Raw genomic sequence first — 12,054 nt, 5'->3', positions numbered from 1 at the left:
GCCGCGGCTGGCGCGGCGGTCCGGCGGGCCGCGTAGGATGGCCGCCATGTCCGCAGCCGACGACCTTCCCGAAGCGCGTTTCTTCCGCGGCGGCGTCCGCCTCCCGGCTTTGCCGCCGTTCGACCGCGGCCAGGCCTACGGCGACGCCCTGTTCGAAACCCTGCGCGCGCACTGCGGCGAACTGCCGTGGTGGGACGCGCATTGGGCGCGGCTCACGCACGGCGCGCAGCGCCTGGGCCTGGCGCTGCCCGATCCGGAGCGAGTACGCGCCGAGGCGCTCGAACTGCTCGCCGGCGCCGACGCGGTGCTCAAGCTGATCCTCAGCCGCGGCGCGGGCGGGCGCGGGTACGCGCCGCCGGCGCGGGCCGAGCCGGTGTGGACCCTCTCGCGCCATCCGCTGCCGCCTCCGCCGCGCGCCGGCGGCCTGCGCCTGCGCTGGTGCGAGCTGCGCCTGGCCGAGCAGCCGGCGCTGGCCGGGCTCAAGCACTGCAACCGCCTGGAGCAGGTGCTGGCGCGGGCGGAATGGGACGATCCGGACATCGACGAGGGCCTGCTGCGCAACGCCGCCGGCGAGGCGGTCTGCGCCACCGCCGCCAATGTGTTCGTCCTGCACGGGCGGCAATGGACCACGCCGCCGGTGGATCGCTGCGGCGTGGCCGGCGTGTGCCGGCAGCGCCTGATCGAACTCGGCGCGGCGCGGGTCGCGGCGGTGGCGGCCGAAGAACTGCAACGCGCCGATGCCATTTTCCTGTGCAACGCCGTGCGCGGTATCCTGCCCGTGGCGCGGCTCGGCGAGCGGCAGTGGGCGCCGCATCCGGCCGTGGCCGAGTTGCGGCGCCGGCTCGGCGACGCCCATCCCGCCTTCGTCCCCGGCGACGACTGAGCCGCCGCATCCGCGGCCGCCGGTCCGCGGCGGCGCGGCGGGCCCGGATCGTTCGACGGAGGTTGCGTGGCGGCAAAGGAAAAGAAAGGCAAGCGCGGCTGCGGTTGCCTGATCGTGATCGTACTGTTGCTGGCGGCGCTGGCCGTGGGCGGCGGGTGGGCGTGGCAGCGTTACCTCGGCTTCGCCGACGCGCCGCTGCGCGGGCTGGCGCCGGATCAGAGCCTGCTGGTCGAGCGCGGCGATTCGCTGCCGACGGTGGTGCGCAAGCTGCGCGCGTCCGGGGTGGAGGTCGGCGAGGAACTGGAGTGGCGCCTGCTGGCCAAGCAGCTCGGCGCGGCCGGGCGGTTGCAGGTCGGCGAGTATTCGCTGGCGCCGGGCACCAGCCCGCGCGCGTTGCTGGTCGCGATGCGCGACGGCAAGGTGGTCAGCCACCGCTTCGTGATCGTCGACGGCTGGAACGTGCGCGACCTGCGCACGGCGCTGGCGCGCGCGGATAAGCTCAAGCAACAAGCGGCACAGCTCGACGACGCGGCGCTGATGAAGGCGCTCGGCAAGGGCGGGCAGCACCCGGAAGGGCGCTTCCTGCCGGAAACCTATTTCTACACCGGCGGCGACAGCGATCTGGACGTGCTCAAGCGCGCGGCCGCGGCGATGGACAAGGCGCTGGCGGCGTCGTGGTCCGGACGCGACAAGGACAGCGTGCTCAAGACCCCGTACGAGCTGCTGACGATGGCCTCGATCGTGGAGAAGGAAACCGGCGTGCCGGCCGAACGCGCGCAGATCGCCGGCCTGTTCGAGCGCCGGCTCAAGCTCGGCATGCGCCTGGAGACCGACCCGACCGTGATCTACGGCATCGGCTCGGCGTACGACGGCAACATCCGCAAGCGCGACCTGCAGACCGACACGCCGTACAACACCTACACCCGCGCCGGCCTGCCGCCGACGCCGATCGCCATGCCCGGGCTGGCCGCGCTCAAGGCCGCGGCCAATCCGGCGCCGGGCGATGCGCTGTTCTTCGTCGCCGCCGGCGACGGCAGCGGCCGCAGCCTGTTCGCTGCGACCTACGCCCAGCACCAGGCCAACGTGCGCCTGTACCTGCAGCGCTATCGCCAGAACCAGGGCCGCGGCCAGCCGGAGGAGGGCAAGGCGGTGCTGGAGGAAGCGGCCGAAACGTCGCCGGCGTCCGCGGCGCCCGCCGCCCGGCCCGCGCCGGGAGCGAGCCGATGAGCCTGCGCACCTGGCCGCGCCTGGTCACCCTGGAGGGCGGCGAAGGCGCCGGCAAGTCGACCGTGCTGGCCGCGTTGCGCGGCGCGTTCGAAGCCGCCGGCATCCAGGCCGTCTACACCCGCGAGCCCGGCGGCACGCCGCTGGCCGAGCAGATCCGCGGGCTCATGCTCGACACCCAGCACGAGCCGGCCACCGACGAAACCGAACTGCTGCTGGCGTTCGCCGCGCGCGCCCAGCACGTGCGCGCGACCGTGCTGCCGGCGCTGCAGCGCGGCGCCTGGGTGGTCAGCGACCGCTTCACCGACGCCAGCTACGCCTACCAGGGCGCCGGCCGCGGCGGCGACGCGGCGTTCATCGCCGAACTGGAGCGGCGCGTGGTCGGCATCCGCCCGGCCCTGACCCTGCTGCTGGACGTGCCGGTCGACGTCGGCCTGGCGCGCATGCGCGGGCGCGGCGCCGCCGACCGGATCGAGAGCGAGCGCAACGAGTTCTTCGAGCGCGTGCGCCAGGGCTATCGCGACCGCGCCGCGGCCGAGCCGGCGCGGTTCGAAGTGATCGATGCCGCACAGCCCGCCGAGGCGGTCGCCGCGCAGGCGGTGGCGCGGCTGCGCGCGTTGATCGCCGCGACCGCGGAGGGCGCCGCATGAGCGCCGTTTTCGCGCCGTGGCAACGACGCATCTACGACCAGGCCCAGGCCTCCATCGCCGCCGGCCGGCTCGGCCACGGCCTGTTGTTCTGCGGCCCGGCCGAACTGGGCAAGCGCGCGGTCGCGCAGCGGCTCGCCGAAGGCCTGCTGTGCCGCGAGCGCCTGTCCGACGGCGGCCCCTGCGGCCGTTGCCGCAGCTGCCTGCTGCTGGCCGCGGGCACGCATCCGGATTACCAACTGGTCAGCTTCGTGCCGAACAAGGAAGGCACCAAGCTGCGCACCGAAATCGTGATCGAACAGATCCGCAACCTGTCCGAACGGCTGGCGTTGACGCCGCAGTACGGCGGCGCGCAGATCGCGATCATCGACCCGGCCGACGCGATCAACACCGCCGCCTGCAACGCGCTGCTCAAGACCCTGGAAGAACCAGTGCCGGGCCGCTACCTGTGGCTGGTGAGCTCGCACCCGGCGCGGCTGCCGGCGACCATCCGCAGCCGCTGCCAGCGCCTGGAATTCCGCTTGCCGCCGCAGGACGAGGCGCTGGCCTGGCTCAAGGCCCAGGGCCATGCCGACGCGGCCGCGCGCGAGGCCTTCGACGCGGCGCGCGGCCATCCCGGATTGGCGCACGAATGGTTGACCGGCGACGGCCTCAAGCTGCGCCGCGAAGTCGCCGCCGACCTGGCCAAGCTCGGCCGCGGCGAAACCTCCGCGCCCGAAGTCGCGCAGCGTTGGGTCGGCGACGAGCACGCGGTGTTGCGTCTGCGACACGCGTCGGACATCGCGCTCGCCGAAGCCAGCGCCGGCTTGACCGACCCGGCGCGCGCGCGCAGTCTTGCGTCCTGGTTCGACCGGGCCAACCGGACCCGCGAACTGCTGCGGACCACGGTCCGCGCCGATCTGGCGGTCACCGAATTGTTGATGGCCTGGCGCAGCGACGAAGCGCGCCGCGCCGGGGGAGGAAGGGCATGAACGCACCAGCGGGCGCAGCGCGGCAGGGCATCCTGTCGCTGACGATCAAGGACAAGGCCGCGCTGTACAGCGCCTACATGCCGTTCCTGAAATACGGCGGCATCTTCATCGCCACGCCCAAGCGCTATTTCCTCGGCGACGAGGTGTTCCTGCTGCTGACCCTGCCCGAGTCGGGCGAGCGCATGCCGGTCGCGGGCAAGGTGGTATGGGTGACGCCGACCGGTGCGCAGGGCCACCGCACCGCGGGCATCGGCGTGCAGTTCGCCGAGACCGCCGAGGGCGATGCGATCAAGGGCAAGATCGAGGCCCTGCTGGCCGGTACGTTGAACGCCGAGCGGCCGACGCACACGATGTGACGCGGCTGTGGCCGTTTCCTGTCGGAGGCGGCTAGCACGACGGATGCGGGGTAATCCGTCGCGACGATCCGATGCAACCGAGTCTGCGGCTGCCTTTCTCGGGAAGGGCGGAATGCGGTTGCGGTTGCTGTTGCCTTGCCCTTGCCTTGCCTTGCATTTGCTTGGACGAAAACCTCGCCGCAGGCCCTGGCTCCGTAGCCCCGGAGGGCGCGCGCATGGATGCGCGCGTGCGCCATGGGGCAGGACGCCCCTTATGGCGCAGCCCCGCGCAAGGTGCTGGACTTAGTGTCTTTTGACCTTAAACAAGCGTTTTTCTTTGGCTGCTGGTCTCTAACCTCAAGTGCATCACCTCAGTGAGGCACTGTGAATGGGTCAGCAGTATTCGCATCTGAGCGCAGAAGAGCGCGGCGCCATCATGGTCTTGATCGCCCAAGGGGCGAGCGGACGGCAAATCGCCCAGACGTTGGGTCGGGCGCAAAGCACTATTGCTCGCGAGTTGCGTCGTAATGGGTTTCAGTCCCATTCGGGGCCGCCGCTGCGCGGACGCCCCCGTTTCGACCCTGGCTACGATGCGACCCGGGCGGGCCGGCGGGCCCAGCGACTGCGGCGACGGGCGCGCGTGCGCCGCAAGCTGCGACGCGACACCGTGCTGTGGCGACGCGTGCGCTATTGGCTGGAACGGTGCTGGTCGCCGCAACAGATTGCCGACAAACTGCGGGATCTGTACCCGGACCGGCCCTGGCTGCGCGTGTCGCACGAAACGATCTATACCGCGATTTATGCGATGCCGCGCGGCGAATTGCGCCGCCAGGTGACCCGTCTGCTGCGGCAGGGGCGCAAGTCCGGCCGCCGCACGCGCCAGGGAAGCGACGCCCGCGGCCATCTGCCGGATCTGCCCAACATCCGCCTGCGGCCGCCGGCCGCGCATGAGCGCCTGATGCCGGGGCATTGGGAGGGCGACCTGATCGTGGGCGCGCACAATCGCTCGGCGATTGGGGTATTGGTCTGCCGCCGCACCTTGTACGTCAAGCTGGTCAAGCTCGCCGACGCGACCGCGCACACGGTGCTGGAGGCCTTCAGCTCGGCGTTCGAAGGTGTGCCGGAAAGTTTGAAGAAGACCTTGACCTACGACCAGGGCAAGGAAATGGCATCGCATCGGCAGTTGAGCGAACGCACTGGTTTAGCGATCTACTTCGCCGACCCCCATAGCCCGTGGCAACGCGGAACCTGCGAAAACACCAACGGCTTGTTGCGGCAATACTTTCCCAAGGGCACCGATCTGTCGGTGCATTCTGCGCAGCGCCTCAAAGAGGTGGCGTGGGAAATGAACAACCGCCCCCGTCGCAGCCTGGGCAGGCGCTCGCCCGTCGAGGTGCTCTTTGCGGACGAAAGCTCTTGATGGTGGCTTGTCGTCGCGCGACGCATCGATAACGGCGGAAGCAACAGCAAAATCAAAATGGGTTCCGGCTTTCGCCGGAATGACAGTGGCGGGTTACGTACCCGACTGTAGGAGCGGCGCGAGCCGCGACCGCGACAACGCAACTACGGCGAAACGTTCGTAGTCGTCGCGATGGCGCGGTCGCGGCTTGCGCCGCTCCTACAGGGGGCGTGCCGCGGTGGGGTCTGCGTTTGCATGTTCGTTCGGGTGAAGACAAGCGAAGATCCAGAGCTTCCGTCCGCAAGCGGCCGGGTCACTTTCTTTGTCTGAAGCCACAAAGAAAGTAACCAAAGAAAAGGCCTTGTTTTTTCGGATCAAGAGCCACTATGGCTCGCAGCGGCGCGGGGCCGCGCCATAAGGGGCATCCTGCCCCATGGCGCGCGTGCGCATCCATGCGCACGCCCTCCGGGGCTGCGGGACGACTGCATCGGGCTCGGGGGCGAGCAAATGCAAGTGCAAATGCAACGGCAGGAGCAATATGGATTCCGGCTTTCGCCGGAATGACGGTGCGTGGGGCGCGGGGATTACGGCGGGTCGATGCGGCAAGGGCGTGGACAGATTTTGCCGCCCTCGCGATGGCTTCGATCGAACGCAAAGAAAAAGCCGCGCTGGGCGCGGCTTTTTCGTGGACGTGCGGCTCCGGTTACGGACGCAACGCCGGCGAATCCCAGCCCGGACGCGGAGCGAAGCGCTCGCCATAGCGCGCCTGCAATTGCTTGAGCCGCGTCAGCACGTTGTCGACGCCGGTCTCGCGCACGTACTGGATCGGACCGCCGCGGAACGGAGCGAAGCCGGTGCCGAAGATCACGCCGGCGTCGAGCAGGTCGCCGTCGGCGACCACGCCGTCGTGCAGGCAGGCGACCGCTTCGTTGACCATCGGCAGGATCAGGCGGTCTTCCAGGTCGGCCGGCGCCTTGTAGTCCTTCGCCAGTTCGGGCTTCTGCGCGCGGCCGTTTTCCCACTTGTACAGGCCTTGCCCGTCCTTCTTGCCGCGCTTGCCGGGCTCCACGCCCGCCAGCGCCGCAGGCACGGTCAGGCCGAGGAACGGCGCGAGTTCGGCGCCGACGCCCGCGGCCACGTCCAGGCCGACGGTGTCGATCAGTTCGATCGGGCCCATCGGCATGCCGAACTTCACCGCCGCCTTGTCGATCGCCGCGCCCGGGATGCCCTCGGCGAACGCGGTGCCGGCTTCGAGCATGTACGGGAACAGCACGCGGTTGACCAGGAAGCCGGGCGTGCCGGCGACCGGCACCGGCAGCTTGTCGAGCGCGCGGCAGAACGCGGCCAGGCGCTGCTCGGTCTCCGGCGCCATGCGGTCGTGGCGGATGATCTCCACCAGCGGCATCAGCGCGACCGGGTTGAAGTAGTGCAGGCCGGCGAACTGGGCCGGACGGCGGATGTGCTCGCGCAGTTCGTCGAGCGGGATCGACGAGGTGTTGGTGGTCAGCAGCGCGTCGGGCTTGAGCTGCGGCTCGACCGCGTCGTACAACTCGCGCTTGGCTTCGGGCTTTTCGATGATCGCCTCGATCACTAGGTCGGCGTCCTTGACGCCGTCGCCGGCGAGGTCGCCCTTGAGCCGCGCCGCCACCGCCGGACGCTTGGTCTCGTCCTTGACCTTCTTGGCGAACAGCGCCTGCGCGCGCTCCAGCGCGCCGTCGATGAAGCGTTGCTCGCGGTCGCTCAGGGTGACTTCGAAACCCTTGTAGGCCGACCACGCGGCGATGTCGCCGCCCATCACGCCGGCGCCGACCACGTGCACGTTCTTGATCTTGTGATCCTTGCCGCCCTGGCCCTTGAGCCGCTCTTGCAGGAAGAACACCCGGATCAGGTTGCGCGCGGTCGGTGTGCCCGACAGCTTCACCACCGACTTGCGCTCGGCCGCGAGCAGCGCCTGCACGCCGCCGCTGGCGCGCTCCCAGGTCGAGATCAGCGCGTACGGCGCGGGGTAGTGGTCCTTCTTGGCCTTGCGCGCGACCTGCTTGACCAGCATCGGCGCGAGGATCTTGCGCGCGAGCCAGGTGTTGCTGGCCCAGGCGGTGAAGCGTTGCTTGAACGGACGCTGCGCGCCGCGCAAGGCCAGCGCGGCGGCGGTGTCGACCAGCACGGCGGGCTCGGCGGTCTTGTCGACCAGGCCGATCGCGCGCGCGGCCGAGCCCGACAGGCTGCGGCCGGTGAGCATCATGTCGAACGCGGCCGGCGCGCCGATCAGGCGCGGCAGGCGCACGCTGCCGCCCCAGCCGGGATAGATGCCGAGCTTCACTTCCGGCAGGCCGATGCGGGTCGAGGGATCGGTGCTGGCGACGCGGTAGCGGCAGGCCAGCGAGATCTCGGTGCCGCCGCCCATGCAGAAGCCATGGATCGCCGCGACCGTGGGGCAGGGCAGCTCGGCCAGGCGCTGGAACACCTGCTGGCCGCGCCGGATCGCGTCGCCGACCGTGCCCTTCTCATCGAAGGTCTGGAATTCCTTGATGTCGGCGCCGGCGATGAAGCCCGAGGCCTTCGCCGAGCGCAGCACCAGGCCCTTGGGCGGGTCCAGGGCGAGGCGCTCGAGCAGGCTGTCGAGTTCGATCAGCACTTCCTGGGCGAAGGTGTTGACCGGGGAGCCTTCGCGATCGAAGGACAGCACCAGGACGCCGTCCTCGCGCAGTTCGGTATGCCAATGGCGGGCGCGGAGCCCGTCAAACGCGGGGAGGCCGTCGAGGGCTGCAGTCATGCCGCACCATCCGTTCAGGTATGGAATAGGCCGCTATCATCCCGATCTGGTTCGGCTGCCGTCAAATCGGCGACGCCGGCACCCCGCCGCGCGGCCGTCCGGCGGGCCTTTCAGCCGGCGCGCGGGCGGCGAAGGCGCCGGTTGTGTGACACTTGGCGGTTGCGAGCGGTCGCCGGCGGCCCCATTACTCCGGCGATTGAACTTTTGCCCCGACAGGGTTGTCCCATTGCTCGGCCGTATGCCGAGCCGACAGGAGTGCCGGCGCGGTATGGCCGATAACGAGTTGTTGGACCAGGAGCTGGTCAGGCGTGTCCAGCGCGGCGACAGCGCGGCCTTCGATGCCTTGGTGCGTAAGTACCAGCATCGGATCACCGCGTTGATCGGGCGCTACATTCCCGACTGGAGCGAATGCCAGGACGTGGCCCAGGAAACCTTCATCCGCGCCTACCGCGCGATGGCGAATTTCCGCGGCGACGCCCAGTTCTATACGTGGTTGCACCGCATCGCCGTGAATACCGCCAAAAACTACCTCGTCGCCCAGAACCGTCGCCCGCCGACCGACGACATCGACGCCGGCGACGCCGAGCAGTTCGAGACCGGCGTGCGCCTGCGCGACACCGACACCCCCGAACACGAACTGCTGCGGCAGGAGATCGAACGCACGGTGATGCGCGTGGTCGACTCCCTGCCGGAGGAACTGAGATCGGCGATCACCCTGCGCGAGGTGGATGGCCTGAGCTACGAAGAGATCGCGCAGAAGATGAATTGTCCGATCGGCACCGTGCGTTCGCGCATCTTCCGCGCCCGCGAGGCGATCGATACGGAACTTCGGCCCCTTCTGGACAATCAAGACCAGGGTACTCACCGCACCAGGGAGCGCGCTCACTGATGACTTCCACCATCCACTCAGGCGACGACAACGAGACGCTGAGCGCGCTGTTCGACGGCGAGCTCGACGGCGATGCCGCGCGCTTCGCCTTCAAGCGGCTCAGCCACGACGGACAATGGCGCGAGGCCTGCGGCCGCTGGCAGCTGTGCGGCGACGTGCTGCGCCGCCGCGCCCACGGCGCGGCCGAGCCGGCGCCGGGCTTCGCCGCGACCGGCTTCGCCGAGCGCGTCGCCGCGGCCATCGCCGCCGACGCGGCGCTGCAGGCCAGCCAGGCCGCCGCGGCCCCGCCGGCGCAAACCGAAATCAAGCCGCGCAAGGCTGCCGGCTCGCGCCGCGGCTGGATCGGCGGCGCGGCGCTGGCGGCTTCGGTCGCGGTCGCGGCGCTGTTCGTGGCGCGGCCGTTCTCCGACGAGGCCGCCGGTGGCGTGGCCGATCCGGCCCAGGTCGCGGCGCAGGCCGCGCCGGGCGCGGCTCCGGCCCAGCCCACCGCTCCGGCCGTACCGCAACCGGCTCCGGCCCAGGCGCCGCAAGCGCTGGCCGCGCAGACGCCGGCGACCGCCGAGACCGGGCTGACCTCGGCCGATGCGTCCGGCATCGCCGCGGGCGCGGCGGTGGCCGTGGCCGAGCTGCCGCGCCGTCTCAACGAACGCCGTTCGCGCGGGCAGAGCCAACGCGCCGCCGTGCGCGCATCCGAGCGTCAGACCCAGGAGGCGCCGTTGCAGGTCGCCGCCGCCGGCGCGCCGATGACCGCCGTCGCCGATGCCGGCCACGCCAACCCGTTCCGGCCGCAATCGGGCGAAACCCCGGCGGCGCGGCCGTGGCCGCGCGCGGCGTTGCCGAACTACCCGAGCAGCAGCGCCTACAGTGCGAGCTACGGCAGTTCCGGCCTGGTGTCGCCGTCGTTCTACCCGTTCGAGCCGGCGCAGGATGCGTCCGCCGCGCGAACCCGGCCGCCGGTCCAGGAACCGCAGCCGCCGCAGCCATAGGCTGTCCGATCGCTGGCTGATCGATGCGGGCCCGCCCGCATCGCGCCGGCCGGGTCCGCGCCGGCGACGATGGCCGGACCCTCCCCGAATTCCCTCCCTCCTGCGCGGCCCGCCCGCGCAACGGGGTCGGTTTGCCGCGGTTTTGCCGCCAATCGCCCCTCACCCTGGACAACCCCAGCCGTACCGAGGCCGCCGTCATGACCCTGCCGATCCACGTTCCGACCCAGACTTCCCCCGCACGCCGCCGGCCGCTCCAGTCGCTCGCCCTGGTCGGCGCGATCGTCGCCGCGCTGCCGGTGGCCTGCACCGCGCAGCCGCCGACCGCGCCGATCGCGCCGCCGCCGTCGGCGACGCCGTCCGCGCCCATCGTCGCCGGCCTGCCGGACTTCACCGCGCTGGTGCAGCGCGTGGGCCCGGCGGTGGTCAACATCAGCGCCGAGATCACGCCTAAGCGCCAGGCGCGCTCGCGCAACCAGATGCCCGACGAGGACCAGATCCCCGAATTCTTCCGCCGCTTCTTCGGCCCCGACTTCCCCGGCCCGGGCGGCCAGGGTCCCGGCCAGCAGGGCCCGCGCCAGCCGCGTGGCGGCGGGCGTTCGATCGGCAGCGGCTTCCTGATCTCGCAGGACGGCTATGTGCTGACCAACCACCATGTGGTCGACGGCGCCGACAACGTCACCGTCAAGCTCACCGACCGGCGCGAGTTCAAGGCCAAGGTGATCGGCAGCGACGAGCAGTCCGACGTCGCCTTGCTCAAGATCGACGCCAAGGGCCTGCCGTTCCTGCGCAGCGCCAACGCCGGGCTGACCAAGGCCGGCCAGTGGGTGGTGGCGATCGGCTCGCCGTTCGGCCTCGACCATTCGGTCACCGCCGGCATCGTCAGCGCGGTCGGCCGCGCCAACCCGTACGCCGACCAGCGCTACGTGCCCTTCATCCAGACCGACGTGGCGATCAACCAGGGCAACTCCGGCGGCCCGCTACTCAACACCGCGGGCGAGGTGGTCGGCATCAATTCGCAGATCTTCTCCAACTCCGGCGGCTACATGGGCGTGAGCTTCGCGATCCCGATCGACGTGGCGATGAACTCGGCCGAGCAGCTGCGGGCCAAGGGCAAGGTCAGCCGCGGGCAGTTGGGCGTGGTGGTGCAGGCGATGACCATCGAAGGCGCCAAGAGCCTGGGCCTGCCCGACGCCAACGGCGCGCTGATCTCGCAGGTGGTGCCGGGCGGCCCGGCCGAGAAGGCCGGCCTGCAGGCCGGCGACGTGATCCGCAGCGTCAACGGCACCGCGGTGCGCGAATCCAGCGACCTGCCGCCGCTGATCGGCAACATGGCGCCGGGCTCCAAGGCCCGGCTGGGCGTGTTCCGCGAGGGCAAGACGGTCGAGCTCAACGTCGCCGTCAACGAACTCGACGCGAGCCTGGCCGGCGGCGCGGCCGGGTCGGAGCCGTCCGACCGCGACGATGCCTCGGCGTCGAACGCCAAGGGCAATCCGCTCAACCTGATCGTTCAGGACGTCGACCAGGCCGCGCGCCAGCGCCTGGGCCTGAAGGCGGGCGAGGGCGTGCTGGTGCGCGATCCGGGCGACGCCGGCGATGCCGGGGTGCGCCCGGGCGACGTGGTGCTCTCGGTCGGCCGCACTCCGGTCGGCAACGCGGCGGCGCTGAACCGGGCCCTGGCCGGGGTGCGCCCGGGCCAGACCGTGATGCTGCTGGTCCGGCGCGGTGCCCAGACCCAGTTCATCGCGGTCCAGGCGGCCGAAACGAAGTGAGGCGCGCCGGCGTCGCGGCCGCGCGGACCCGCACGGGCGGGTCCGGCGCGGTCGGCGGCGCCGGGACGGATCGGACGCCCGCCGCATCGCGGCGGGCGTCTTCACATCCGCCGCCGGGCCTTGCCGGGCCGGGCGGACAGGGCGATCCGTGAACGCGGACGCCGGTCGCCGCGCGCGG

At 71.1% G+C, this 12,054-nt stretch carries 10 protein-coding genes; 9 read left to right on the top strand and 1 reads right to left on the bottom strand.

Going from position 1 to position 12,054, the window contains the following annotated elements; all coding sequences use genetic code 11:
* Positions 1 to 46 precede the first annotated feature (46 nt).
* From pabC to JHW41_RS16625, 6 genes are all read left to right on the top strand, one after another.
* On the top strand, positions 47 to 883 hold the full coding sequence (pabC, locus tag JHW41_RS16650; protein ID WP_250443599.1) for an aminodeoxychorismate lyase: 837 nt from the start codon (positions 47 to 49) through the stop codon (positions 881 to 883).
* Positions 884 to 949: 66 nt separating this feature from the next.
* Positions 950 to 2,110, top strand: coding sequence for an endolytic transglycosylase MltG (gene mltG, locus JHW41_RS16645; RefSeq protein WP_250443595.1), 1,161 nt, complete (start codon positions 950 to 952; stop codon positions 2,108 to 2,110).
* Entirely contained in the window at positions 2,107 to 2,757 is a 651-nt protein-coding gene (gene tmk / locus JHW41_RS16640; RefSeq protein WP_057946985.1) for a dTMP kinase, read from the top strand. The genes mltG and tmk overlap by 4 nt, the downstream gene beginning before the upstream one ends.
* The gene (locus JHW41_RS16635; protein ID WP_250443593.1) at positions 2,754 to 3,725 is read left to right on the top strand and encodes a DNA polymerase III subunit delta'; all 972 of its coding nucleotides are present in this window, start codon (positions 2,754 to 2,756) and stop codon (positions 3,723 to 3,725) included. Before tmk ends, JHW41_RS16635 begins: the two co-directional genes overlap by 4 nt.
* Positions 3,722 to 4,081: a PilZ domain-containing protein gene (locus JHW41_RS16630; RefSeq protein ID WP_057946987.1), complete on the top strand. Its 360-nt coding sequence runs from the start codon at positions 3,722 to 3,724 to the stop codon at positions 4,079 to 4,081. Before JHW41_RS16635 ends, JHW41_RS16630 begins: the two co-directional genes overlap by 4 nt.
* 367 nt (positions 4,082 to 4,448) lie before the next feature.
* Positions 4,449 to 5,480 (top strand): IS30 family transposase, encoded by a 1,032-nt coding sequence (locus tag JHW41_RS16625; protein WP_250443590.1) that lies wholly within the window; start codon positions 4,449 to 4,451, stop codon positions 5,478 to 5,480.
* Positions 5,481 to 6,162: 682 nt separating this feature from the next.
* Here the strand turns inward: JHW41_RS16625 and JHW41_RS16620 are convergent.
* On the bottom strand, positions 6,163 to 8,232 hold the full coding sequence (locus tag JHW41_RS16620; protein ID WP_250443587.1) for a 3-hydroxyacyl-CoA dehydrogenase NAD-binding domain-containing protein: 2,070 nt from the start codon (positions 8,230 to 8,232) through the stop codon (positions 6,163 to 6,165).
* A gap of 268 nt (positions 8,233 to 8,500) precedes the next feature.
* Between JHW41_RS16620 and rpoE the strand changes: the two genes are divergently transcribed.
* The 3 genes from rpoE to JHW41_RS16605 all read left to right on the top strand — a co-directional run bounded on the left by rpoE (position 8,501) and on the right by JHW41_RS16605 (position 11,876).
* Complete coding sequence (gene rpoE, locus JHW41_RS16615) at positions 8,501 to 9,121, top strand: RNA polymerase sigma factor RpoE (protein ID WP_057946989.1); 621 nt, start codon at positions 8,501 to 8,503, stop codon at positions 9,119 to 9,121.
* On the top strand, positions 9,121 to 10,107 hold the full coding sequence (locus JHW41_RS16610; RefSeq protein ID WP_250443585.1) for a sigma-E factor negative regulatory protein: 987 nt from the start codon (positions 9,121 to 9,123) through the stop codon (positions 10,105 to 10,107). The genes rpoE and JHW41_RS16610 overlap by 1 nt, the downstream gene beginning before the upstream one ends.
* 197 nt (positions 10,108 to 10,304) lie before the next feature.
* Positions 10,305 to 11,876, top strand: coding sequence for a Do family serine endopeptidase (locus JHW41_RS16605; protein WP_250443583.1), 1,572 nt, complete (start codon positions 10,305 to 10,307; stop codon positions 11,874 to 11,876).
* Positions 11,877 to 12,054 lie beyond the last annotated feature (178 nt).

Source organism: Lysobacter enzymogenes, from assembly GCF_023617245.1.
In the GTDB taxonomy this organism is placed as follows: Bacteria; Pseudomonadota; Gammaproteobacteria; order Xanthomonadales; family Xanthomonadaceae; genus Lysobacter; species Lysobacter yananisis.
This window is presented reverse-complemented; position numbering and strand designations above follow the sequence as displayed.